Here is a 24,732-nt window from a genome sequence, read left to right as displayed (position 1 = left end):
CTCCTAATTGATCGGCAGGCGTCCCCGAGCCTCATTTCGACCCATTGATCACTCATCGAAGCCCTCGATCCCAGCGGCGGAGAGGACTTTACGCATTCGTTCCTCGGTAATCTGGCGCTCAGCGCGCGCGAGGTTGTAGGCGTCGATCAAGGTGCCGAGGTCTTCGGCCTCGGTTGCAGCCTGTTTGATGTACCGGCTGACGCTTAGGTCATAGTCGTTGCCCTTGGACCTGATCTCATTCAGGGAGACGAAACGAGCGACGAGGCCACCGCTACCATCGGGGTGAACTGGGCTGCCATCGGCATTGAATGTGGAGTGGTATGAGCTCACTACATCTGCGATGTCCGCATCGGTCATGATATTACGGTTCTTGGCCTTGGTGAACCGTTTAGAGGCGTCGATGAACAGAACCCCGTCCCGGCGTTCCGCTACTTTGGTGCCGGGGGCACGGAACACGAGGACGCAAGTAGGTATGCTCGTCGAATAGAAGAGATTCTCTGGTAGGCCGATTACGGCCTCCAAGAGGTCTTGGTCCAAAACTCGCTGGCGGATGGCTGCTTCCTGGCCGGCGCGGAAGAGGACGCCGTGGGGCAGGACGACGCCAGCGCGGCCCTTCTTCGGATCCATGCTAGCGATCATGTGCTGTACGAAAGCCCAGTCCGCTGTCGATTGCGGGGCGATCCCCCCGAGGGCGCGCGGGTCACTGGCCCATGGCTTCCACTTCAGACTGTAAGGCGGATTGGCGAGGATCACGTCGAATTGCGCAACGGACCCATCCGGCTTCTTAAAGCGAGGGTCTTTGAGTGTGTCGCCGACCTCGATCTGGAACTGGGTGAGGTTGTGCATGAAAAGGTTCATGCGAGCTACACCCGCGGTGTCCAGTACGGCTTCCTGTCCGTACAGCTTGAGTGTGTAGCCACGCCCTCCGTGGGATTTCAGGAGATTGGCGGAAGCGATGAGCATGCCGCCCGAGCCGCAAGTCGGGTCGTACACTGACTCGAAGCCCTTCGGATCCACGATCTCGACGATCAGTTCTACGACCTCACGCGGGGTAAAGAACTGTCCAGCTCGAGTACCAGACCCGTCGGAGAACCGCTTCAACAAATACTCGTATGCCCCACCGAGGACATCGTGAGACATATTGCCTTCGTGCATCTTCGGGGTTCGATCCATCGCCTGCATGACCGCCGCCAATACCTCCCCTGGCAGTACTTCTTCGGAGGTCCAAGTCATGGATCCGAATAGGCGGGAAAACTTGTCAGGGTTGGCCGTCTCGATGGCCAAAAGTGAGGCGCGGACCCGCTGGCCGAGGCCCGGCTGAGCGATAGTGGCGAGTATGGACGACCAGGAAGCACGGCGCTGCTGGACGGTGCCAGGGCGGATGAACGGGATCTCGAACGACTGGTAGTCGCGGTACTCGATCTCGTGGGCCTCCTCGGCAGATAGGCCGTTCAGTCCCTCATTATCAGCCAGGAACTCCTCGTGTTGATGGTCCCAGGTGTCCGACAAGTACTTCCAGAACATCAATGGGAAGACCACGGAGGCGTACTGCGCTTCGGGCAGCGCCACACGCAGTTCATCGGCGGCATCCCACAACCGATTCTCGATCTCCTGCTGGGTCACAGTCATCAGATGGGACGTCCTTGCTCGTTAATGGGTGGCTATGTAAATATTGACGCGCTACTGCTCGCCACTCAGCTTCCGACATGCCCGGCATTAAGCTAGGTCTGCTCACAGAACGAACGCGTGAGAGTTCGTGCTCCGGGGTGGGTGGCCCATCAAAGTTATCCCATGCTGGATGAACTAATCAGGTTTCGCGCCTCGAAGGTGCTACCTGATTCAGTCGGACGAGGAGCACCCCCTTCGTCGCGGGTCGTCCCTCAGGCCGGTGTCGGTGTCCAAGAGGCAGAGGCCGCGCTCTAGGTGGCAGTGCATGGCCGTCGAAGTCGCTGAACGCACCGGCATCGACCGGGGCTCGTCCTCGACTTTCTTGCCGTGCTCGGGAGACATGGAAGAGCTTGGGCGAGCTGGTGGGCTTTGGGGACGGGTGGGTCGGGCGTAGTAGTCGGCGAGAGCGGGTGAGCCGCCCCGGCCCCGGCGCCCTACTAAACCGGACGTCAACGAACGGTGTAGCTCAGGTATCCCTCCCCTGTTCAAACGGGGCGGCGACGGCCAGCCAGTAGGTGATCATGGTCGAGGGCTCATTCTAGATGCGGCAGAAGGCCGGCGGCTTCCAGGACTTTCAGGGTGACGAGTACAGGGTTGTCACGGTACTGGCTGCGGCTGGCGATCAGTCGGACATGCTCGACGACGTCGAGGACCCCATAGACCTTGATCGGTCCAGCGCCAACATTCTGGGCGCTACACCATTGGCGAATTCGGGTCTCGTGACGTCCTTGTTGCTGACTGGCCTGTTGGCCTGCGAACTTTCCGACGTAGAGATGAAGCTGAATCCGGGAGACCGGATAGCCGTATCGCTCCCCAGCCCCTGTGAGGACCGCACTCTGGACTTCCGGGTTGTTCAGGAGAACGTACTGATTTCGGGCGCTCTCGTTGGCGGTTTCTCCAATGACGTGTTCCGCAGCAACGCCACGGGAGCCAAAATAGGACTTCACCGTTGCGAGCACGAGACGATCGCCCCTTGCGGCTACGAGATCGACCTCGTAGCCGTGGGTTTGGATCTCGCGGTAAGCCCGCTTGCGTGTCTGTCGCCTAACGGGGAACTTGACGGCCTCGGAGACGACGAAGCCTTCATGTTCTAGTGACAGGGCAACGAAGGATTCGAAAGCCTCCATCGTCCGATCTTAGGCGAGCTGGACCCCGGATTGAGGAGGGGCTCGTGGTTGGAAACGGCGGGTGCGGGTGAGACATGGGCGGGCAAGATGAGTCCATGACCGCGACGAGCAGGCCACACTTGGTAGACGGGTTGATTAGGGAGGTCGATCAGGAGCCAGGTCCTGAGCCCATCCTGATGGCTCTGCACGCTGAGTACTTCGATCTGATCTGGCAGGGTTTGAAGACGCATGAGTTTCGGCGGCGCTTCCTAGAAGGGCGGCCTACTCGCTGGTTCGTCTACCTCAATGCTCCGGTCTCGCGGCTGGCGGCCGTGATCGACCTGGGGCCTGCTGTAGTCGATGCGCCCAAGCTAATCGCCGAGATCGCCGAAGCGGCGCGGGCGGGTAACGGTGCGAGTGTGCTGGAGTACGTGAAGGACTTGGATCGTGCTTTCGCGATTCCCATCCTCTGCGTTACGGAGTACCGCGGCCTGTCCGCAGACGACTTGCGCCAGGCACTCGGGAGGTTCCATCCGCCACAGGGCTATATCCGGCTCAATCGGCATCCGGAACTGTTGGCCGTCTGCGAGAAGGTTGCCGCGGCCCCGCCCATTCGCGAGATGGTTGTGCATCATCGGTGACAGCGGCCGTCCCTCTTCGTGTCGGCTCCCGGCGTGAGCGGTCACGCCCGCTCGGTCGGCGATTTCCCGGGAGGGACGTCTGTGCTGCAAAGGTGCACAGCGGCAGGTTCCTGCCATCACGTGACGCGTTGATCAGGATGAGTACTTTCACTCGGCAATCTGGCGACCGTTGGCGTCATGATCAACGTGTGTCACGTTGGGTTTCGTGTGGGAGCCTGACGCATCCATGATCACGGAGTTGGCGGGGAACCGATGGATACCTTTGGGGAACGTGTCGAGCTAGTGGTGGTTGGAGGCGGCTGCGCGGACGAGCTTTCGGCGTGGCAGAACGCCGTGGTCGCGGAGATTCTGGTCTGGGTAGGCGATCATTAAAAGATGATCTTGACGGAAGGGGAGGTGGTCACGGATGCGGAGACCTCTCTCCCGGTCGCGTGGCTGGGACGGACGTCTACAGATGACCAGCAGGACCCGACGCTGTCATTGCCACGTCAGCTTCGGAACAGCCGCGAAGCTCTACCTGCGAACTGTGTGATCGTCGCTCACTTCTATGACGTTGAGTCGGGCCTTCTGGATCTGAATGCGCGTGGTCAGGGCCATGTTCAGGCGGGCTTGGAGGCGCTGATCCCGCGGGACGGTGGCATAAAGGATCTCTTGGCTGAGGCTGAGCGTCCCGACCGCCGTTTCGTGGCGGTCGTGTGTGAGTCGGTAGATCGTGTCGCTCGAAGGACGTACTTCGGTGTGAAGGTCGAGCATGAGTTGGAGCAGGCGGGCGTAGTGCTCCTGGCGGCGGATGAGCCGATGCCTGCCTTGGGCCGGCCACTATCTGGGCGTTCGCGCAAGCGCGCGACCCCGCTACTCACCCGGCGGATTAAGCAGGCCATCTCCGAGTGGTACGTCCTCCAGCTGATGGAACTGTCCTGGGACGGGCTGTGTGAGCACACCGAGCAGGGCTGGAACGTCGGTAAGCCCTGCTACGGATATCGCGCAGACAAGATCCCTCATCCGGTGCCGGCCCGCAGAGCCGAAGGACGTACGAAGACACGTCTGGTACCTGAAGCAACGGAGGCGTCGACTGTCAGGCGCATTTTCGTACTCCGGGCTTTCCGACGTCTGGGGTACGGGGCTATCGCTGATGAGCTCAACGCGGACCTTCAAGCCCATCCGCCGCCGCGGCCGGTCAACCCGCTCAATGCTGTTGGCCGTTGGAGCGGGTCGGCCGTGCGGGAGATCGTTGGGAACCCGAAGTACACGGGTTTCATGGTTTGGAACCGTCGCGCTACGAAGCGCGGTGCGAAGCCCAACCCACCGAGCGAGTGGATCTGGTCTTCGCAACCGACTCACGAACCGCTCGTCACGATGGAGCTCTTCAGAGCGGCAGGCTGGAAGGGGCGCGCCACTCTTCGAGAGAGAGGAACTCCTACGGAGACAGCAAGGTCCCGCCACACCTACCTGCTGAGGTCGTACATCCACTGCGACATATGCGGCCGCCCCATGTTCGGAAAGTCCCGTCGCGGAACGCCTTACTACGCCTGCCTGCCCGACCTGCCAGGCACGGCACTGCTCCCAGAAGGTCATCCGAAGTCAGTCTGGGTTAGAGAAGAATGGCTGCTCCCCGCTGTCTACAGGATGTTTGAACAGCAGCTCCTGCCGCTCCGGCTTCCTGCAACGCGGCAGGATCTGAGGGTCGCAGGCCTTCCTGCGAAGCTCCAGCGCGCCCTATTCGACAGCTTTCGACTCGATGTGCGCTTCCATCAGCTGAACCACAGCCTTGTTGTGCGCGGCACGATTCCAGGTCCGAATGAGGTGGTTCGGAATCCGTGAGGATATCCATCAGTTCATGGTTGCTTCTGTTCGTGGATCAGGCGTTCTGGGGAAGGCGGGCGCGAAGTGTGCTCAGGGTGACTCGGCCGGTGTCCGTCTCGATGGCCCAGAATGCCCATCCGTTGACTGATCCGCCGGTGATCTGTGATGCGGCCGCTGACGGTGCGCTGTAAGCGCGCCCGTCGTACTCGATCATGCCGCTGGCGAGGACCAAGGCCTCGGCCGGCCATGCCCCGTTGGTGGAGACGATCTTTGTTTCGGCATCGAGGAGGCCGGCCGCGAGGAGATCGCCCACGGTTCCGTAGACCTTTTGTTTGGTCGAGCCCGTCATCCGGGTGGTTTTGACCTTGACGGATGGGGTCTCGCCTGGGGTGGCTGGGTCGTAGCCCAGGAGGCGAAGTACGCGGACGATCGGCATAACGCAGGACTCGAGCATCTGCCGGTCGTGCGGTGGGAGTGTCATGTCTTCGGGGCGATTCTTGTTGTGGAGCTGGGCTAGCTCGGCGGCATGCAGCAGGTCGTAGAGGCGGCCTTCGAGCCAGCCGACCTGGGCGGAGTGGAAGCCGTACTTGGTGTCGCGGCGGATGAGGACGGCGCGGGACCAGTGGTCCTTGTCGTTGACGTGGTTCAGCAGGCGGGACCTGATTCCGGCGGGGGCTTTACCGACGTAGCTGCCCCAGGTGCCGATTGCTCCAGGTCGATCCAGGAGGATGTAGGCGCCGGGCACGTCCCAGTCCGGAGCGAGCTGCCTGACTCCTTCTCGCTCTACAACCGCGACGCAAAGCGCTGCGTGGTCGATGTAAAGCTCGATGGGCTCTTCCGGCGTCTCCGGGATAACTACGTTTGCGGACAGATGATCCTTGTTTACGGGCTTCAACATCACTCCTTGACTCTCAAGGTTCGTTTCTCCCCGGGTCAACGGAGAGTCACGCCTGAGGTTGGGTGAGAGTATCTAGGTCGTTACTCGCCCCTGCTCGGTGGAGCTGGAGGAATCGATCTCCGAGGGCTCCCAGAAGGGCGCCCTGGCCGGACTGAAGGATGTGCGCTGCCTCCAGCGGAACCCAGAAGCACTCGAAGTGCGTCGGTTCCTGCTCGCCGTCGTGGTCCTCCTGGCTCGACCACCGTTCGGGGGCCTCTTCGGAGAGCTCCAGGTGGAAGACGTGCCGATTCTGGACCTCGTAGCGGTACGGAGAGATGTCGTAGGTCGTCTCCCCGAGCTTTCGCACGATCTTGAAATCGGACAGGCCGGTCTCCTCGCGGGCTTCTCGGAGCGCGGCTTCTTCTGGAGTCTCGCCCTCCTTGATACTTCCGGCCGGCACCTGGATTCCGACCTCCTCGTAGGAGTAGTCGGTGTGACGGAAGACCAGGAGCCTGCCATCGCGTACGACGTAGCAGAGCACCTTGTCCTTGACGACCTTCTCGGGCATGACGTCCTTCCAGCAGCGGGTCGGCGATGGCTAGGCGAAGGCCGGGATGCTTGTTCGTTACGAGGGCGAGCTGGCCTCCGTCGGGCGGGGTCCTGGTCGCCATGGCCTCGGACACCAGTGGCGTCACGTTAGACCCGTTACTAGCGGGCTGGTCTGTCGAGCGTGGAGACGGCAACGGCGGCGTGGCCTGTGGCGGGGAAGGCCCCACGATCAGCTGGCTGTTTCCGTTCTTCGTCTGCGCTAAGGATTGTGAACCCGCAGCAAAAGGGACATTGCCTCCCGCAGCGAGAACTCAGGTTTTCTCGTTCTTCGCTTTCAGGAGGTAGCGGGCGAGGATGACGTCGCCGATCTGGCGGGTTTCGGCGAGCTGCATCCGGTTGCTGGGACCGTGGGGGAAGTCGCCGTTGCCGACGAATCGCGGTGCGGCGGGGTTGCCGACGAAGAAGGGCGCGATGACGAGCTGGATCTCGTCGACCACGCCGGCGGCCAGGAACTGGGTGTGGATGGTTCCGCCGCCTTCGACCATCAGCTTCTGCACGCCCCTGCTGGCCAGGTCCGCGAGGACTGTGCCCAGGTCGAGCGGGTCTCCCGCATCCACCACGGTGGCGATGTCTCCGAGGCGTTCGCGGCTCTTGTCGACGCCGGAGCTGGCGCTGTAGACGATCTTCTGGTTGTCGCCAGTAGTGAAGAACTTTGCGTCAGGGTCCAGGTCGCCGCAGCCGGTGAGGGTGACCTTGATGGGGCTCTCAGGCAGGCCGCGGGCAGTTCGTGCTGCGCGGCGTTCTTCGGAGCGGACGAGGAGGCGGGGGTTGTCCTCGCGGATGGTGTTGGCACCGACGAGGATGGCGTCGACCTGGGCGCGTTCGGAGTCGACGCGGTCGAAGTCTTCGTCGTTGGACAACAGGAGTCGGTTATCTGTGGCGTCGTCGATGTAGCCGTCGACAGAAGCGGCTACGGAGAGCAGGACGTAAGGGCGTTCGGGCAACTTGTCTCCAGGGTCTTCGGTCGTGAATTGCATAGAGCATGCGGTCGAAGCGTTCGATCCCTCTGCTGGGATCAGGCGCCTAGGGTGATGTTGTCCCATCTTGCTGGGCTTGGATTGACCGGCAGTCGGGCGTGGTCGGCGAGGGCGAGAGCGATTCCAGCAGCCCCGGTGAGGAGCCCAGGGCGAGGCGAGCCGGGGTTGGGCTCCGTGCTGTTGTCGAGGGCGTCGACGATCTGGTCGACAGCGGTGCACGCTGTGGAGGGGTGCAAGATGGCGGCGGCTTGGAGGATGCCTGCGGTGCCGTGGCAGAGGGTCGGGCCTTCGGTGTCCCAGGAGGCGGTAGGCCTCTCGTTGAGCGATGTCATGGCGGCGCGAGCGATGGCGGTGAGCGATGCGTCGCCGAGGGCCGCGCCTGCGTGGGCGTGGGCGAGGGCGATGCCGGGGGTGCCGTAGCACCAGGCGTCGGTGCGTCCTGGGGTTGGTGCGGTTTCTGGGTGGTCGAGCTGGTGACCGGTGATGTGGGGTGGCCAGGAGTGGGTTCCTGGTGTGCGCCAGCGGAGGAGCCAGTGGGCGGCGTGGTGGATGGCGTCGGTTTGGCCGTGGACGGTGTGTCCGTTGCTGTGGGCGATGGCGAGCAGGGCCAGGGGCCCGGCGACGCCGTGGGCGAGGCCGGTGGTGGCGGCGCCGCTGTGGTGGATGCGGACAGTTGTGGGGTGTTGGTCGGCGGGGAGCCACCAGCCGGGGCGCGGGTCGTCGGTGGGTGTTAGCAGGCGGGTGAGGGCGTGGAGGACTTCGCGGAGGGCTGGCTCGCTGTCGTAGTGGCCGCAGGCGTGGGCGGTGAGGAGGACGCGGCCGATGCCCGCGAGTCCGTTGATGACGTCGTATCCTGCCCAGCCCGGCTTGGGACGGGAGGCGAGATCGGTGGCTTGGGCTGAGAGCCAGGCGGAGGCGCGGCGGGCGGCGTCCTTGTGGGGGCTGGGGTCGGGGAGTAGTGCTGTTCCGATGATCAGAGAGGCGGCAAGGCCGCCTCGGTCTCCGTAAATGCCGCATCCAGGCGTCGGCCGTTGCCGGATCAGGTCGGCGGCGGCCTTCCAGTGAGCGGCGGCTGCGTTCGCGAAGCGGCGGTCGGCCGCAGCTAGGCGGGCGTGAAGGAGTGCGGTGCCCGCCAGGCCGTGAGCGAGCGACGTGCGGGAGCGGGCGGGCAGGGCAGTGGTGACGGCCTCGACGGGGATCAGGACGTCGGCGATGCGGAGGGCGTGTTCGCTGGCGCGGTTGTTCATGGTCGCCAGTGGAGGAGGTCGACGGCGAGAGCACGGGAGATGGGCTCGAGCGTTGTACTGCTGAGGAGGCGGTTGCAGTGCATGTGGATCATGCTCGACGCGCAGTCGGTGCGGCGGTCGGGGTTGAGGGTGTCGCGGTAGGCGAGGAGCGCGTCTGTTCTGGCCGTCCAGGTGGGGTGTTCGAGTAGGGAGACGGCTTTGGAGCCGTTGCGCATGGAGCCGTAGAGAGCGCGGGTGCGGGGCCTGAGCGTCGCAGCGCGTTGGCGTTCAGTCCGGTCGAGGCGGGGCCTGGACAGGGCTGCGAGGCCGTCGTCGGCGACCAGGCTTGCGATCGTTGCCGCGGACAGGGCGGCAAGGCCGAGCCTCTCGTTGGGGTGGCTGCTTTTGGAGAGCGCGTATACGGCGAACGCGCTGTCGGTGGCGAAGACGTGTTCGGCGGCGGAGATGGAGGCGTCGTCGCCCCCATAGCGCTCGATTTCTTGCTCGTAGGTCTCGATGGTGAAGCCGGTAGCGAGGCCCGCTGTGGTGTCCGCCCAGTCGGCTAGCACGGGAAGGAGTCGGCCCGACAGGTCGGCGGGCTTGCCGTGGAAGCGGGCGCGGAGATGGGGGCCGTGTTGAGGGCTGGAGTACCTCAGCCAGAACCATGGGTCGGTGTGGTGCTTGCCGATGATGGCGGCGAGCGAGATCAGCAAGTCATCGAGGTAGTGCTCGGGTCCTGGGATGGACAGGGAGAGCCAGTCGGTACCCGGTAGGTATCGGCCGTGGCCGGGCATCCGGACTCTGCATGGAGTCTTGATGACGCTTGGTCGCGGCTGTGTGCGCAGGCTTCGGGTGCTGTTGGTGAGGGGGATGACGAGTTCGAGGACGTGGCGGCCGTGGGGTCCGGTCACGACCTCCTGGACCGCGCCGGCCCCTCCGGGAGTCTCGGCGACGGTGGTCAGGCCTGCGCGGACATAGCGGCGCAGGAGTTCTCGGTCATCGCCGCGGCTGAGGTCGAGCGGGAGCCGCCGGTCGAGGTCATCGGTGACGATCACAGAGGGAGGGGGCGGCGTTGCTGTCTGGACCCAGTGGTCGAGATGGCGATCCCAGGTCGTGCGGTCGGTTGAGGCCTTTCGGACAGCGGGGGGAAGCGCCCATCGGGCAGGGGCCAGGATCGTGCGTCCGTAGCGGACTCGCGGCTGGAAGGGCATGTCGGCCAGGTGTTCCCAGGACCAGCCTTTCCAGGTTCGGGTTCCGGCGAGTCCGGCTAGATGTAGGAAGTAGGCCACGGGAGTGAGCAGCGCGGGTGCGATCTTCGAGAACAGGACGGGAATCACCCGCTGGTTCCGGCTGAGTGACCAGATGATGATGTGGTGTCCGTTGGAGCCGACTACGAGATCATCCAGCGTGAGGTGGTCGTGGTTGACGGGCACGCCGACGGCGATGGCGGCTGGCGCCAGGCCGGTCGGTGGCGCGAGGAACAGTGCTGGCGTTGCCCGGGGTGCCACGAGCAACTCGGCGACCAGTGCGTCAGAATCCTCGTCGGTCCGTGGCGTCGTCATCTTGGGCAGCGCGGGGAGGAGCCGGCCGAGGCTTGATCCGGCGGCTCGCGTTCCGCTGCTGGGTCCGACGGCCAGGCGCAACTGCCCGGCCGCGAGATCGTCCCGGCTGTCGGCGATGACCTGTACATAGATCTCGCAGGTTCGCGGCGGGCCCTCCTCGGACGGCCCGCGCAGCGCGTCCAAGTCGGATTCGGTGAGCTGTACTTCCAGGGCTCCGGCTGCGACGGCTTGGTGGTAGAGGGCGGCCAGAGCGGCTCTCCGCGTTGACGGCTGATCTTTGTCCTCTTTGGGATTGGAGTCGAAGCCCAAGCCTGTTGCCGGGTCGAGCAACTCCAGGAGCGGGACATCCCGATGCCTGCCGTACCGTTCGAGGAATCGGCGATGGAACTGCGCGAGCGGGTCCAGGTCGCGTCCAACCGTCCACAGAGCAGCGGCTGCGGCAGCAGCCTCAGCGCCTAGGACCGTTGGCAGGATGATGGTCGCGTCGGCCGTCGTGTCGACCGACAACGGGCTTTCCTGCATGGTGAGCGCGTCGGCGGTGCGCTGCGCGGACATTAGCGCGGCGAGGCGTGCGGGCCGGCCGGGCGGTAGGCGATCGGCTTGGGTGAGCAGACTCCGCAGTCGCAGCAGCGGCTCACGAAGCTCGTGCTCTTGGGGGATGCGGTCGGATAGGTGTCGGAGCGGATCGTCGGACGGCCGAGCGGGCAGGAGATCTGTCACCAGGAATCCCGTCCGGATCATCGTTTCAATGACCGTGGCGAATCTTTCCGGCGGGGCAGTCGGCCAGCGGGTGCAGAGCTCGTTGTGAAGGTCGCGGAAGGAGACTCCGCGAGCGGACAGGCTCAGGATCGTGTTCGTGACGGAGGTCGCCCTGATGGTGCTCCGCTGGATGATGCCGCCTGGCCGGGCGGAAACCTCAGCCTCCAGACGGTCTCCCCGCCGAACGGCCAGGCCGGTGCCGAAGAGGGTCAGACCATCGAGGACGGATGGGTCGCTGACCACGATGGAAGCGATCTCCGACAGCCAGGCGCCGCTGGGCAGACTTCGGGCTTGGTGCTGCCGTCGGAGGGCGAGTTCCGTCCGGCCGGTGGGGTCGAGGAACGCCCATGTGACGCCGGCGAAGACACCGAAGGGCGTCGGCCGCCAACGGGCCCGGAGGTCGTAGCCTCGCTCGGTCACCCTGCGATGCTCACCGTCCGCCGCGGCGTAGGCGGCTCGAGAAGCGAGAAACAAGCACTCCTCCAGCAGGTCTCCCGACTGCTTCCCGTCTTCAGGTGCGGCGGGAAGCAGCGGGATCCTGGCGAGAACGGGGAGCGCTGCTACCGCGAACACTCTCAGTCCTTGTGCTGGGCTATCAGCAGCCCACGCAGCTGGCGGTGCAGCCATCGCTGGTGCACTCGTCGGACCCGCCCATGCCTGCCGGGAGCCTTTCGGCCGGTTCCAGCTGCGGGCTGAGGTCGAACAGGTCGTCGAGCATTTCGGGGGTGATCGAGGTGTCGGTTCCGGTCGTCATCGTGCGCGCACCACCACTCGTGAGTCTCGTTTGGGAATGATCAGCAGGCCGTCAGGGACAGGGCCTTCAGCCGCGTGCAGTTCGATCCATACGTGGCCGAGCGCCGTGCGCTCCTTCTTCCACGCTCCGATCCGTTCAGTGACCTGGTCGGTGAGCTCCCGGTCTCTCGGGCCGTAGGCCGCGATCCCCAGCTCGATCGTGGGCTTCCCATCGGCGTTGACGCCGGCAGGTCGTTGCAGCACGTAGGCGAGGCTGTCATCGGTGATGACCGCCATGCTGCCCCACGGATAGATCGGATCGACCAAGCCGCCCTCGACCGCTTCCCGGCTGACGATCAGCCTGCTGAAGCCGGGCTGAGCCGACAGCCACAGGTCGAGATCATCGACGGTCCGCGTCACGACGCCGGTCCACTCCACCACCGGTGAAGTCGCCAGGGCGGCGCCGAGCCGTTCTGGGTGAGCGTGAAGCCCTTCATCCGTGCGGATCCAGACCCCCGCATCGCCGGTCAGCCGCGTCTGCTGCTCGACGCCCGTACCCGCGCCAGCTCCACGCATCGGCATGAACCCGCACTCGGTCATCCCGGTGCTCCGCCAGATCTCGCCCTCCCTGCGGAGCGCGACGGCACGGGTGAGGCCGCGCAGTCGCAGCGGGACCACGATCAGGCCATCGGGGGCGAGCTGCTCCTTCCATGCCGCAGGCACATCCCAGGCTCCAGCGGTGGCCACGATGCGGTCGAACGGAGCGGTAGCAGCGTGGCCTACTTCCCCGTCTCCGGTCACCACCTCGACCGACGTGTAGCCGGACTCCCGCAGATGCCGGGCTGCCTCGGCGGTGACGTCCGGGTCGATGTCCACGGTTGTCACACGGCCTTCCGGCCCAACCAGGTGGGAGAGCAGAGCGGCGTTGTATCCGGTGCCCGCGCCGATCTCGAGGACGTGCTGGCCCGGGCGGAGCTGAAGCATTTCGAGCATCGTCGCAATGATCGCTGACTCCGAGGCAGAGCTCGTGGCGGCCCCTTTCTCGTCCCGATGCGTCACCACCGACTCGCCGCTGTAGGCGCGCTCGATGGAGACTTCCGGGAGGAACTGGTGCCGCGGGACGGCCAACATGGCGGCCTCCACCTGCGGGTCGTGCAGTACTCCCCGTTGGCGCAGCCGTTCGACCATTGCGGCACGCAGCGCTGCGGAATCTGAGGCGGTGTCCTTCTCGGTACCCATGCTGTTGAACCCTAGATCTCGATAGGTGGACACGCCCGGACCCTTGCGACTCCTGTGGGTCCGTGAACTCGTTCGCGAGGCCATCCTTCGTGAGACCGTGCCGCCGTGTGACGGGGCATGCCGTCGAACATGGCCATACCGGCTCTCCTTTCGGCCGCTGGGCGATCGCCTCCTCAGCGAACTCGGCCGAGCCAGGGCAGGCTAGAGGAGATCAGAGGAGGTGATCATTTGCCGGAGGAGGAGAGGGGAACCGTGCGGATGACGTCCCACCGGTAAGCGGTGTCCTCACGGCGTAGTTCGACCACGTCGATCGAGGCCACGCGGAGGGCGACCGAAGGTAGCGAGCGCAGAGGGGCCAGGAGCGGCGCCAGCTCGGCGGCGGAACGTTCGCGGTTGTTGTAGGCGATGCCCAGGTGAGGTCGGAACCGGGAGGTGGGGCGACCGCCGGGAAGCCGGGCGGCGGTATTGGCGGTGGTGATGGCCTGGTGCAGGCGGACGAGCGGGGTCCAGGGCGTCACGGTGAAGCGGGCCGCGCCGCGCGAGGCCACGAGCGGGTGAGCGTGGATGACGAACGGGGGCGGGAGGGTGCCGAGCGTCGCGGAGGCGAGGCGTTCGACGGCATCCCGGTCGATGTCGGCGGCTTCGCCGATCTTCGTCATGGTGATGTGGAGCCCGTCGTCGGGGACGTTGTCCATGCCCAGAGGAGCAAGCGCCTCCTGGCACTGGCGGGCGAGCTTCACCAGGTGGGGGGCGTCGGGGAAGGTGAGCATCCAGTAGTAGGCGCGGTAGCGCTCGGTCCAGCGGTCCCGGTCCCAGTGGTCATGCATGCGTTCGAGATGCTCGAATGCCGCCCAGTCGTTCGCGATGATCGCCTCGGCGCCGTCCAGATCGGATGGCGGGGCAGGAGGGAATGAACTCTCGTCAGCGGACAGGACGGACGTCATCCTCGAATCCCCGGATCTTCTTCGATAACTGCGTGAGCGAGCGGTTCAGCGTGCCAGTCAAGGAGGCGCTGACGATAGGCGGCGGCCTCTTGGTGCTTCGCCCAGCGGCCGGCGTGGTTGGCGAGTTCCCGGGCTCGCTGGCTCACGGAACGAATCGGTGCTTCCGCCGTCACTTCCAGGGCCTCCCGGCCGAGCGTCATCGCACGCTCAACCTCGGGGGAGGGCTGGGCGAGGAGGGCGCTAGCGACGTCCAGACGTACCAATGCCTTGCTCCACCGTGAATCCGAGCCTTCGACCAGCTCGTCTACCTGATCAGCGTAATGGAGGACCTGTGCCGACTTTCCCAGGGACAGGAACGCGGTGACCGCGTTCGCCGTCGTCCGCGCCGGGCTGTAGGGACCGAAGGCGATACACGAGGACATGCCGCTCGGCAGGCCCTCGGTCCGGTCGGACAGCGCCAACGCCTCACCGATCATCCGCTCGGCTTCTCCCTTGCGCGTCTCGATTCTGGCCAGAGCACGGGCCCGACCATTGATCAACAGCCTGATTGCCTGCGGACTCGACGGATCGATCGCCACACCAGCGGCAGCGGCTGAGTCCGCCTCGTCGTATCGGCCCTGGTAGTACAGGCCGAACGAGCGGGTGCCCAGGACCCACATCTGGAGTTCAGCATCGTCCGCCTCACCTGCCAGCATCGCTGCCTCGGTTGCGTAGGAGTCGGCCAGCACGGGACGGCCCATGTTCACAGCCATGTAGGACAGCAGCCCGGAGACCCGACCGGCCAGGACGAACAGCTCGCGTCGCTGGGAGAGTGACTGCCGTCCCCGGAGCAGCGAATAGAGGGTCGACCTCAACCCGCGCATGTCGCCCACCAGAGGCCAGGGGCCTTGACCCTCGTACGTGTCGACCACGTGCCTGATAGAGCTCGAGGCCGTCGCCAAGACGGCTTGATCAACATTGGACGCGATGAGGGACCGAGCCTGTGCCACGATGCTCGTTGGATCCTCGAGCCCGTCGGCCGTCCTTAGAGACCCGTCTATCCCTGCGATTGCTGCTGCGGTCGGTGAGGCATCAGCGAGAGCCCAGACCCGCCGATACAACTCGGTATAAATCGAACCTGGTTGATGGCGTCCGCTCTCGTGGAAGCGAATCTCGCGAATGATCGAGCTGCGAGCGGGGAGGTGTTTGCGGGTGGCTGCGTCGGCGGCGAGCTCCAGGCGTCGGGCCAGCTCGTTCTGTGTCCAGCACATACGAAGCCGCCGAGCGCGTATGGCCTCGGCCCAGTCAGGTCGCGCCTCCCTGCTGCTCATAACCAGGAATCACCTCAGCTTTGGTGTCTGCACGCATCCTGCGATCGCCCTCAGTCTCCCTGTGAAACTCTCGTTTCGCAGCCCTTCAATTGCTTGCGGATCAGATTGCCCTGCACTGACGCTTAGAGATGGCGTCGAGTTTCGCAGGCGTACGCTCGAGGTATGAGCCGCCATCTCGAAGTCCATGTGACCGCTGCGAACAGCGCCGAGGCTGAGCAGATCGTCAATGCCGTGGTCGAGGGCCGCGTGGCGGCGGGAGCCCAGATCAGCGGGCCGATCGTTTCCACCTACTGGTGGAAGGGGGAGATCCACCGGGATGAGGAGTTCTTGCTCCTCATGAAGACCACCTCGGATCGGTTGGAAGAGTTGATCGAGGTGGTGCGGGGGGTGCACTCTTACGAGACCCCGGAGATCGTTGCGGTGCCGATCGAGGGCGGTCTCGGCGACTATCTGGCTTGGATCACGGAAGAGACGGCTGCTTCGCGGTCGGTCGGCTAGCGGCGTACTCAGCGCGGAATTCGCGGACGGTCTGGTCGCGGGAGCCTGCGAACTCCGCGGTGACGGTGTCGAGCCGGTCCCATCCCAGAGGGTGTGCCATAGCGGTAGTGGCGTCGAGTGCGGACCGGGCGAGATTCACCGCTTCGGACACTTCGCCGAGGCGATATTGGGTGAGGGCCATCTCGGCTTGGACGACACAGAGCTTCTTGATCTCTGTTCCGGGCCCGAGGTGGAGTTCGATCTCATCCATCGCTCTAGCCGCATCATCAGGGCGGCGAAGTCGTGAATAGACCGCGAGACTCATCGAGGCGAAGCGGCCGGGGTCGAGGAAGCAGGTCCAGGGCCGGACGGTGATCTCAGCACCCGCATATACGTCTTCTGCCTCTCGGATGGAGTTCAGGGCGCCGGCCTGATCTCCGAGGAGCGCCGCCTCTTCGGCGTGGCGCCCCAGCAGCCATGCTCGGGTGGCAGGATCGCTGTCGCCAATCTGGTCCAGGGCGTGTGCGGCCAGGCGGACGCTTCGCTTGCGATCGCCTCCGGTCATGTAGGTGCGGTAGCCCCCCATGCAGGCGGCTATCGGAGGATCCTCGGCTCGGTTGGAGGCGAAGCCAGCGAGGCGGGCATGAGTGGCTGCGCTCAAGCCGTCCCCCGCTTCCCATGCGAACCAGGCCGCCAGGACGGCGCTCTCTCCAGCGACGATCGCAAGGCGCCGCCGGTGTGGCTCGGATGGCCCTGCTTCCAGGAGGGCGCTGACCTCGTTCAGGTGGGTGACGAGAGCGGGGTAAAGGGTCTTGCCGGGGACGTGCTCTTCGAGCCGGTGGAAGCCCTTGGTGCGGTCTTCGAGGTAGGTGATGGTGGCGTCGTCTGGGCGGTGATCTCCTGCGAGAGCGAGCATGAGGCGCTGGGCGGGGTCGAGGGCGACGCCCGCTGTGGTGGTCGCGGCGAGTTGCAAGAGGGTTCGTCGATCCATGCGCTGGCCGAGCCTTCCTACCGTCCAAGCCAGGACCAGCGGATCGCTGATCGGCTCGGGTTCCTGCTGCGTCGTCGGCTCGGGGTGCAGAGCCCAGACACGTCGGTAGAGCTCGGCGTATACCGGTCCGGGCCGGTGAGCGCCCGCTTCGTGGAAGCGGATCTCGCGGATGATCGAGCTACGGCCGGGGAGCCCGGCGCAGGTCCGGGCGTCTGCCGCGAGCTCGAGCTGTTTCGCTAGGTCGTTCTGGGTCCAGCACCGGCGGAGCCGCTTGGCGCGGATGTCTTCCGCCCATTCGGGCCTGATGCCATCGTCGCTCATTTTGGGTCCGCCTTGTGGCCGGTAGCTGGGGGTTCTCCTGCAACCTCCTCCAGTCTCCTCCTGACAAACCCGTTTTCGCAGGTGTTCGCTGTCGGTGACCGGATCGGTACTTGCACGGAAGACTTGGGGCAGGACACTCATGGAACGTGAAACGGACCCCGCGAACTCCGGGGACCTCGGACAGCGGTTGGAGCAAGCCGTTCCGCTCGCACAGGTCGCCCTGCTCAACATGGTCCGGATCATGGCCGCTGAAGGCGTCCCCCGAGAGGAACTGGCTCTTCTCATTCCGGCCGGCTGGCCGAAGACGGTAAAACGCGCCTTCGTCGCCCTGCTGCCGCGGCTGAAGGACGTTGCTCACCTGCTCTCACTAGGTGATGGCATTGATCAATGGGAGTCCCTCCCCGCTGAGAGGAAAGCCGCCTATCTGGCGGCTGCCTACGGACGAGTGATGGATTCGCCGCTTCCCGACATCCCACATGCCAGTGGAACCGCTCCTGTATGACACCAACGTCCAATTTTGTCCTTGGACGGTTGCGTGCGCTGGCCTGGCGGTTGAACGAGGAGGCAGCTCTGTCCGCCGCCTTTCTGGTCGATCCCGGCGCGGTACTGGTCCGCCGGGCCGCCTCGCCGAAAGCCCGCGATTTGATCACCTGTGGTCGGCGGGACGGGCAGGGCTCGAGCTGGTGGTTCTTCACCTCTTGGCATCACCCATCGCGGTGGTGAGCGATCTGGAAGCTGCCGTCATCGAGATCAGCCGATATCTGGGGTCCGAGTCATGACGAGCACCAACCCGAATCGGGCTCCTTCTACCACGGCTGGCCTGCGGACTCCTCACCCCACCAGCAGCGCCGGCTTCACGCGGCGAGGAGCAACTGAATCGGCCGACTTGACCTTGCGTCGGGAGGCGGGGATTCATTGCCGGTCCCGGCCGCCCTGGCCCGTTACTGGCTGTGGGACATCCAAGAGGCGGCCCACCTGGAAGGGGTTCACAGGCATGAAGTGCGAGCGTCCCGGCTGCAGCCGAGGCGGGAACGGAGATGACGGTATGAGCGGTATGGAGACGGCTGGGGCCGAGCCTCAGGCCTGTCGGGTGGGTCTGTCCTCGGCGAGCCAGCAGCCGCGTCGCAACAACCGGGCCAAGCGGCAGGGGAGCCGATGAGACTCACCCTTCCCCGCACCGACCACGAAGGAGAACGTCTGGTGTTCATGCTCGATGAATGTGCTGCCGAGGCCCGCAGGGTCGCCGAGCTGGGAGAAAGGCAGCTGGCGGGCGATGAGCTGACCTGGTTCCATCATGGCCGTCACCTCAACCCGAACGAGGCCGCGGACCTGCTGGGGGTCTCGATCGAGGCGGTCCGCCGGTGGTCGCTGTTCGGCTGGGTGCGGTTCCTTCGTCTGGACAGCCGCTCCCACTACCTGTACTGCGAAGACGACGTGATGGACCTGCTGCGTCTGTGTGAGGGGTACGGCAAGCCGTCGGCCCGGCTGATCCAGGCGCGTATCCGTGCGGTGCTCGCTGAGCGAAGGCGTTTGGTGTCGCAGGCGGTCCCTGTCGAGGAGATCGACGAATGGCGGGCCAGCTCGGCCGGGGTGAGCGATGCCCTCGCGGGCGGCCGCAACCACCTGAAAGCCGACCGCGACCTCGCCGCCGCGCTGGCGGAGGTGGCGCCATGGGTAAGTAGCGCGGTCCGATCCCAGGACCAGTTCACCTCCCGTGCCCTGGCGCACATGGCCGAGCGGGGCGTGCGGAGCTTCCTGCACCTGGGCGGCGGCTACCCCCGTGCTCGGCGCGTGCACGAGCTGCTGGTGGAGACCCCGGATGTGCGTGCGGTGTACGCAGAGGACGACCCTTTGGCCTTCGCCCATGTCCGGGCCCTCCTGGCGCGCGGGTCAGCGGAGACCCGGGTGGTGCGCACCGGCCTCGCCGATATCCAGAGGCTGCTGGACTGCGAACCGGTGCAGGGCCTGCTCGCCGAGGGCCGGCCGGTCGGGGTCCTCGCGGTGGGCCTCGCCCACCGCTTCACCCACGACCGGCGAGCCGCCAATGCCCTCGCCCGCCTCAGAGACGCTCTCCCCCTCGGCTCTTACCTAGCGTTCACCCATCCCGAACGCACCGCCAGCCTGGTCACGCTGATCCCCGGAACCGAGGCCTACCAGTGGGAGAAGGCGCTCCTGGAGGCCGCGGACCTCTACAGCCGCCACTGCGTTCCGGTGCGGTTGCGGACACGGGAGCAGATCTGTCGGCTCCTGGACGGCTTCGACATCCCGGGCGGCCTCACCGACTTGGACCGCTGGTATCCGCCGGGCAGGGCTGTTGGCAGGCCGAACCCGGATGCCCCGCCCGTGCTGGCCGGGGTCGCGTTCAAAGCCGCACCCACCCGCACCCGCCGCGAGCGCCTGACCTACCTCATGGACGGACTCCGCCGAGGAGCCAACCCGCCCGCCAGCACCCCGGCCACCGGAAGGACCACGACATGACCGGCACGACCTTCACCTTCCCGCCCCAGCCCACCCTCCGGGCTCCCGATACTCCGCCGCCGAACGGCGGCGGTGACCACACCGCAGGAGGACCACCCGACATGACCACCACACCAACCCCGATCGAGAAGCCCTGGGGGATGCCGCACCGAAGGGCGTGGCTGGCCGCCGCGCCCGACGGAGTGATGCGGCACGCCTTCGACGGCAAGCCCGAACACGTCGCGCAGGCCCGCCAGGTCGTGAGCGATCTGTTCACCGGGACCGGCCGCGAGCACGACGCCGCCCTGATCGTGGACGAGCTGGTGAACAACGCCATCCTCTACACCCGCTCCGGCCACGAGGGCGGATGGTTCGGCATCGAGATCGTCTTCGGCACCCTGGTCCGCGTCGGTGTCGCCGACCTCGGCGGAGCCGGATGGCTCATCGGCAACCCCCCCGCCCGACGACACCGCCACCGTTCCCGAAGCCGGGAGGCCGCCGCTGATCGCCGATCCCGACGGAGACCTCGAAGACATCGACATTCCCGGCCTGGAGGGCCTCACCCTCGGTGGACGTGGCCTGAGTATCGTGGCGACCCTCGCCGTCACCACCGGCGCCTGCGGAAGCCCCCACATCGGGCACACCGTGTGGGCGGATTTGGAGGTGACCTGCCCGACCGACCCATTCCCCGAGGTCGTCACCGCTTAGCGGAGGCCCAGCCTGCTGTACACAGGCTGGCCCTCCTCCGAAGAGGATACGGCCAAAACACCCGTGTGGACCCCGCTTGCCAGAGCCACCAAAGGCCTGGTCAGCGGGGCCTTTCTCCCTCTCCACCGCAACGGGTGCGAGAAGCCAGTCGAGCTGACGTTTCGGTGTACGGCAGCCAGATAGCCACACAGATAGAGAGCCTTCGCGACGATGCATCGCCAGCCTTCAGTCATCAGATTGGGGCCTGAAGGGTGGGCTTGACCTTGGGTTTTGAGGTGTTCGTCAATGACGGTCCCGGCGCGCGGGATCCAATTGCCGTGATCACGGTGGCCCGTGCATCGGGAAGGGAGGTACACCGATGGGAACCCAGAAGTGGGGCTACAAGTCCTCGGCGGCATGGCTGGCGCAAGCTGGTCCGTCGAAGTGGTCGCGAACGTTCAGCGGTCGGCCCGAGGCGGTCGAGCTGGCCCGTGACCACGCCTACAGCCTGTTCGCCGGAACGGGACGGGAGACCGATGTGAAGCTCATCGTCACCGAGCTGGCCGCGAACGCGGTCCGGCACACCTTGTCGGGAAGGCCGGGCGGCTGGTTCGGCCTCGATCTGAAGGTCGACACCGAGACCGCCTGGATCGCGGTCACCGACCTGGGCAGCGACGCCTTCCCGGTCATCAAGCCGCGTCAGGACCTGACTGCCGCAGACCTCGACGACCCCGCCAAGCTCGCCACCCTCGCCGAGAGCGGCCGGGGCCTGCAGCTCGTGGAAACCCTGGCGATCGCCCTCGGCATCCACGGAAGCCGGAACGGTCGGACGGTCTGGGCGGACCTCGACATGAAGGCCGATGCAGCCGCGAGGGTCAGGCCGTCGGTGCCGGTGTTCGCCTGCTGAGTGAGGACCAGCCCGTTCCTACCGGGCTGGCCCTCGACGCCAGCGTAAGCGCATGCCAGCTGCCGTGCCGCCTGTCTTGCAGACCGAGAGGTGAGGACGGGCGGGTGGCGCAGCCAGGGCGTTCTCACTCACCCGGGTGAGGACGGCCCTCGTTACACAGCAGAACTTCCCGGCGGCCGGTCCGCGCCCGGCCCCGGCCTCAGCAGCGAAGCAACGGAGTTCACATGAACGTGGGCAAGTCATTCGAGCAGCTCGTCCGGGAGCGGGCGGAGGAGGCGGCGTGCAAGCAGCATGACGTCGAGGGGGCCCTGATCGTCGAGATGGATCAGCGGGCCATCTCCGGGGACGCGCTGGAGGCGGTCGCGGTGGCGCAGGCGGTCTCGCGGTGGTGGCAGATGACCGTGGAGCTCACCTCGATCGAGAAGCTGACAGCGCAGGACGCGGTCCGGGAAGCCCGTTCGCTGGCGGTGCGCGACATCGTCGACGGGCCGGTCGACCAGGCGGGGTCGGCCTTCGAATTGGCCATGAGCGCCGCGACCGTGGAAGCCGCCCGGATCTTCTTCCGCGCGACGAGCTACACGGCCATCATGACCGGCCGTGTTTCCTGACCCTCATCCGTGGGGCTCCGCTCATCTCGCCGCATGTCGGCGGGCTGGCGGAGCCCCTTTTGCTGTTGACGGATTGTGAGCACAAGCCGGGCATCTTTGATCTTCCTCGCGGGGCGTGATCACGGTCGGTGCTTTGGTCGAACCATGATCACTGACTGTGTGTGTCGGGCTCGGTTGCCATGATCATTATCGGGAGGGTGGGTGTCAGCGCGAGATTCTCAGCGCTGATCGGCAAGGTACGGCGAGTCATGTGCGGGGGCTATTTCATGACGGGCTTCAGGGGCAGTGAAGGGGCAGCGGTGCGGGGGGTTTCTTGGATCGCGGGCCTGACGCTGGCGGGTGCAGTGTGCGGAGCATTGTTCGTTCCGGCTGCGGCGCGGGCGGCTGATTGCGTGCAGTTGGAGGGCACGGCGGCAAAGGTGTTCGACACCGACACGGTGTGCCGGAACGTGGTGGAGGAATGGCTGGATTCGGCGTCGCAACACCGGCCGATGGACTGGTCGAGGCCGTTGAAGAAGTCGCTGCGCAACCCTCAGAACGCGCCGGGCAGCAGTGTCTCGAACATCAGGCAGTCGGCGCCCGTCAAGGCGAGCACCGGCATCGCGACGGGTAGCCAATCCGCGCCCCGGAAGGCTCCGGCGAAGAAGACGCCCCGCAAACCCACGGTGAGGAAGCCGCGCACCGCACCAGCATCCGTGCAGGTTCCTTCGGCCGAGGTCAGGGACACGCCAGTCAAAGCCAAGGCAACCGAGGCAACCAAGGTGATCAAGGCAGCGAAGGCGGCTTCGCCATCTGCGCCGGTGAAGTCACCGGTCGTGAGGCCTACCTCAGCGGCTTCCAGGCCGGTGCCGGTGAAGACCGGGAGCGCGATGGTGACCGCCCCAGAGACTGGTCTCGATTGGAGGACCGTCACGTCGTCGATGCTTGTGCTCCTATTGGTGGCCCTGGGCGCGTTGGCCACGCTCCGCATGGGCTTCGTCCCGGCCGGGACTGCTGGACTGCGACGTCGCTTGCACCGCGCCCCGTCCTCATCCCCAGCCCAGGCACCCGTGGTTCCCGTTGAGCCGGTTGCTGATGCCCCCACCATGCCGCTTGCGGTGGTTGATGAGACCGACCGGCTGGGGCCGGTGTGGGTGACGCTCGGGCACCGTGACGGGCTTCCGGTCCGGGTCGACCTCACCGGCACCGGCGGTTTGCGGCTGATCGGCCGGGGTGGCGAGCGGGCCGAGCGAGCCCTGCTCGTCGCGGCCTTGGCAGAGGTGAAGCAAGGGCGGCTTCAGATGGTGTCCACCCGCGGTGACTTGGCCCGCCTGCTCGGCGAGGCGGGCGCCGCGGCGCTCTTGGCCGACAAGCCGGACCTGCTGCACGCCGCCGGCACTTCTGGCGAGGCGCTGACCTTCCTGGGCGGGGAGATGGTCACCCGCTCCGGCCTGCTGGACGAGACCACCACCGAACGAGCTGCGGCCCTTCCTCTCCTGTGCGTTCTGTCAGGGGAAGGAGAGGCTGCCCGGCTGCGCGCGGACCTTCGCGTCGGTGCCGAGCGGGCGGTGGGCGCCCTGGTCCTGGGCGATTGGCCGCACGGTACGACTTTGGCGGTGGACTCGGCCGGGATCGTGGTGGACGCGACCGGGCGGCACGCGGCCGGGCTCGTCGGAGTACGCGCCGCGCTGCTCGACGACGCCGCCGACCGCATCACTTCCCTCATCACCCCTCGCGCTACGGGTCAGGTTGTTAAGGCGGCCGACGTCGAGGGCCGGGACGACGAGCGCCAGGCCGCCAGCGAAGACGAATCCCAGAGGGAAGGCGAAAGGGAAGGCAGTGGGAAGGCCGTCATGGTGCGGCTGTTCGGTGAATGCTCCATCCAGTGCGGCGGAGAGCGTTCTCTGGTTGTCTCGGAGTTTGGGGACACCGAAGCGCTGCTCGGGCTGCTGGCGGAGAACCGCGGGATCTGGTTGCCGCTGGAGGGCAGCGAGACCAAGATCTGGCCGAACGGCGATCAGTCCGCGGAGCGGGGCAAGACCGTGAAGAAGGACATCCGCGCCAAGGTCAAAGAGGCGCTCGGGAAGGCCTACGCCGACCCTCTGGAGTGCGCTCGGGGGACCGGCTACCGGTTGAACGCCGACCTGCTCACCTGTGATGTGTGGGAGTTCCGCGACCTGCTCACAGCGGCGAGTACCGCGGCGTCGGCCGAACAGAGAAAGCTGCTGGCCCGGGCCGTCAGGCTGTATGAGGGGCCATTCCTGCAGGGGGTGAACGCCTCCCGGCTGTGGGCAGCCGACCGTGCTCGCGCCTACTCCCGCCAGGCCGCCGAAGCCCTCACCACCCTCGCGAACCTGGAGGACGACCCCGCCGAGGCGGTGCAGCTCCTGGAGGAGGCTGCCGACATCGTGCCGACGAGCGAGAACGTGTGCAAGGAACGCATGCGCCGCTACGCCGAACTCGGCCGTCCCGGAGCAGTGGAGTCCTGCTACGCCCAGCTCGTCGACGCCCTCAAGGCCGCTGGCAAACGCCCCAACATCCACACCACCCAGACCTACCAGCAACTCACCACGGCCGTGTGAGCGTTCAGGCTGCCTGATTGTCGGCCTCGCCCGAATTCCGAGCGAGGCTGACAATCGAATCTCGGGCAGGGGTATCCAGAATCTGACCGAGCCTTCGTAGAGCCTTCGTCGCGTCTTCGTGGAGCGCTTAGGCGCTACCCCCCGGGGGGTTAAGGAGCCCCAGGTCAGAACACTAAGGGAAGGCGGATCCACACCCCGACTCACCTACTAAAGGTGACTCCTAGTGTGTGCGGCTCCGCCGACATCCTCAACTCAACCCCTTCAACCTCC

The 24,732-nt window shown here is 65.9% G+C and carries 22 protein-coding genes; 9 read left to right on the top strand and 13 right to left on the bottom strand.

Features of this window, described 5'->3' with window-relative positions; genetic code table 11:
- Nucleotides 1-48: 48 nt before the first annotated feature.
- Nucleotides 49-1,629 (bottom strand): N-6 DNA methylase, encoded by a 1,581-nt coding sequence (locus tag ABD785_RS38020; protein WP_344838754.1) that lies wholly within the window; start codon nt 1,627-1,629, stop codon nt 49-51.
- A 572-nt stretch (nt 1,630-2,201) separates the two neighbouring features.
- Nucleotides 2,202-2,795, bottom strand: coding sequence for a hypothetical protein (locus ABD785_RS38015; protein WP_344838751.1), 594 nt, complete (start codon nt 2,793-2,795; stop codon nt 2,202-2,204).
- A 95-nt stretch (nt 2,796-2,890) separates the two neighbouring features.
- Here ABD785_RS38015 and ABD785_RS38010 point away from each other — a divergent pair, with 95 nt between their 5' ends.
- Nucleotides 2,891-3,415 carry a hypothetical protein gene (locus ABD785_RS38010; protein ID WP_344838748.1) on the top strand — a complete coding sequence of 175 codons (525 nt, stop codon included), beginning with the start codon at nt 2,891-2,893 and terminating at the stop codon, nt 3,413-3,415.
- 375 nt (nt 3,416-3,790) lie between these two features.
- A complete protein-coding gene (locus tag ABD785_RS38005) occupies nt 3,791-5,236 on the top strand; it encodes a recombinase family protein (protein WP_344838745.1) in 1,446 nt (481 codons plus the stop codon).
- A 37-nt stretch (nt 5,237-5,273) separates the two neighbouring features.
- Here the strand turns inward: ABD785_RS38005 and ABD785_RS38000 are convergent, their stop codons facing one another.
- From ABD785_RS38000 to ABD785_RS37960, 9 genes are all read right to left on the bottom strand, one after another.
- Entirely contained in the window at nt 5,274-6,116 is an 843-nt protein-coding gene (locus tag ABD785_RS38000; protein WP_344838743.1) for a restriction system modified-DNA reader domain-containing protein, read from the bottom strand.
- Between the two features lie 46 nt (nt 6,117-6,162).
- Nucleotides 6,163-6,663 (bottom strand): NUDIX hydrolase, encoded by a 501-nt coding sequence (locus ABD785_RS37995; RefSeq protein ID WP_344838740.1) that lies wholly within the window; start codon nt 6,661-6,663, stop codon nt 6,163-6,165.
- Between the two features lie 292 nt (nt 6,664-6,955).
- Nucleotides 6,956-7,681 carry a RibD family protein gene (locus tag ABD785_RS37990; protein WP_344838737.1) on the bottom strand — a complete coding sequence of 242 codons (726 nt, stop codon included), beginning with the start codon at nt 7,679-7,681 and terminating at the stop codon, nt 6,956-6,958.
- Between the two features lie 38 nt (nt 7,682-7,719).
- A complete protein-coding gene (locus ABD785_RS37985) occupies nt 7,720-8,928 on the bottom strand; it encodes a lanthionine synthetase LanC family protein (protein WP_344838735.1) in 1,209 nt (402 codons plus the stop codon).
- Entirely contained in the window at nt 8,925-11,801 is a 2,877-nt protein-coding gene (locus tag ABD785_RS37980) for a lantibiotic dehydratase (RefSeq protein WP_344838732.1), read from the bottom strand. The genes ABD785_RS37985 and ABD785_RS37980 overlap by 4 nt, the downstream gene beginning before the upstream one ends.
- 22 nt (nt 11,802-11,823) lie before the next feature.
- Nucleotides 11,824-11,982, bottom strand: a complete 159-nt coding sequence (locus ABD785_RS37975; protein WP_344838729.1) for a hypothetical protein — start codon at nt 11,980-11,982, stop codon at nt 11,824-11,826.
- On the bottom strand, nt 11,979-13,199 hold the full coding sequence (fxlM, locus tag ABD785_RS37970; protein ID WP_344838726.1) for a methyltransferase, FxLD system: 1,221 nt from the start codon (nt 13,197-13,199) through the stop codon (nt 11,979-11,981). The genes ABD785_RS37975 and fxlM overlap by 4 nt, the downstream gene beginning before the upstream one ends.
- Nucleotides 13,200-13,423: 224 nt before the next feature.
- Nucleotides 13,424-14,143: a 2'-5' RNA ligase family protein gene (locus ABD785_RS37965; RefSeq protein WP_344838723.1), complete on the bottom strand. Its 720-nt coding sequence runs from the start codon at nt 14,141-14,143 to the stop codon at nt 13,424-13,426.
- Entirely contained in the window at nt 14,140-15,393 is a 1,254-nt protein-coding gene (locus ABD785_RS37960; RefSeq protein ID WP_486303555.1) for an NsdA family TPR-like regulatory protein, read from the bottom strand. The genes ABD785_RS37965 and ABD785_RS37960 overlap by 4 nt, the downstream gene beginning before the upstream one ends.
- A 222-nt stretch (nt 15,394-15,615) precedes the next feature.
- Here ABD785_RS37960 and cutA point away from each other — a divergent pair, with 222 nt between their 5' ends.
- Entirely contained in the window at nt 15,616-15,951 is a 336-nt protein-coding gene (gene cutA, locus ABD785_RS37955; RefSeq protein WP_344838719.1) for a divalent-cation tolerance protein CutA, read from the top strand.
- Here cutA and ABD785_RS37950 read toward each other — a convergent pair.
- Nucleotides 15,914-17,242, bottom strand: coding sequence for an NsdA family TPR-like regulatory protein (locus ABD785_RS37950; protein ID WP_344838716.1), 1,329 nt, complete (start codon nt 17,240-17,242; stop codon nt 15,914-15,916). The two genes, cutA and ABD785_RS37950, sit on opposite strands and share 38 nt — an antisense overlap.
- Nucleotides 17,243-17,381: 139 nt before the next feature.
- On the opposite strand from ABD785_RS37950, the gene ABD785_RS37945 reads away from it, so the two are divergent.
- The 5 genes from ABD785_RS37945 (at nt 17,382) to ABD785_RS37925 (ending at nt 21,901) form a co-directional block, all read left to right on the top strand.
- Nucleotides 17,382-17,744 carry a hypothetical protein gene (locus ABD785_RS37945; RefSeq protein WP_344838714.1) on the top strand — a complete coding sequence of 121 codons (363 nt, stop codon included), beginning with the start codon at nt 17,382-17,384 and terminating at the stop codon, nt 17,742-17,744.
- Nucleotides 17,745-18,397: 653 nt separating this feature from the next.
- Nucleotides 18,398-19,720, top strand: a complete 1,323-nt coding sequence (locus tag ABD785_RS37940) for an SAM-dependent methyltransferase (RefSeq protein ID WP_344838712.1) — start codon at nt 18,398-18,400, stop codon at nt 19,718-19,720.
- A 390-nt stretch (nt 19,721-20,110) separates the two neighbouring features.
- Nucleotides 20,111-20,407 carry a hypothetical protein gene (locus tag ABD785_RS37935; protein ID WP_344838710.1) on the top strand — a complete coding sequence of 99 codons (297 nt, stop codon included), beginning with the start codon at nt 20,111-20,113 and terminating at the stop codon, nt 20,405-20,407.
- Between the two features lie 358 nt (nt 20,408-20,765).
- Nucleotides 20,766-21,293, top strand: a complete 528-nt coding sequence (locus ABD785_RS37930; protein WP_344838708.1) for an ATP-binding protein — start codon at nt 20,766-20,768, stop codon at nt 21,291-21,293.
- A gap of 224 nt (nt 21,294-21,517) precedes the next feature.
- Nucleotides 21,518-21,901, top strand: coding sequence for a hypothetical protein (locus ABD785_RS37925; protein ID WP_344838706.1), 384 nt, complete (start codon nt 21,518-21,520; stop codon nt 21,899-21,901).
- 532 nt (nt 21,902-22,433) lie between these two features.
- Here the strand turns inward: ABD785_RS37925 and ABD785_RS37920 are convergent.
- A complete protein-coding gene (locus ABD785_RS37920) occupies nt 22,434-22,862 on the bottom strand; it encodes a hypothetical protein (RefSeq protein WP_344838704.1) in 429 nt (142 codons plus the stop codon).
- A gap of 124 nt (nt 22,863-22,986) precedes the next feature.
- Here ABD785_RS37920 and ABD785_RS37915 point away from each other — a divergent pair, with 124 nt between their 5' ends.
- Nucleotides 22,987-24,462: an AfsR/SARP family transcriptional regulator gene (locus ABD785_RS37915; RefSeq protein WP_344838702.1), complete on the top strand. Its 1,476-nt coding sequence runs from the start codon at nt 22,987-22,989 to the stop codon at nt 24,460-24,462.
- The last annotated feature ends 270 nt before the right edge of the window (nt 24,463-24,732 follow it).

Source organism: Actinocorallia longicatena, assembly GCF_039534125.1.
Lineage (GTDB): Bacteria > Actinomycetota > Actinomycetes > Streptosporangiales > Streptosporangiaceae > Actinocorallia > Actinocorallia longicatena.
This window is presented reverse-complemented; position numbering and strand designations above follow the sequence as displayed.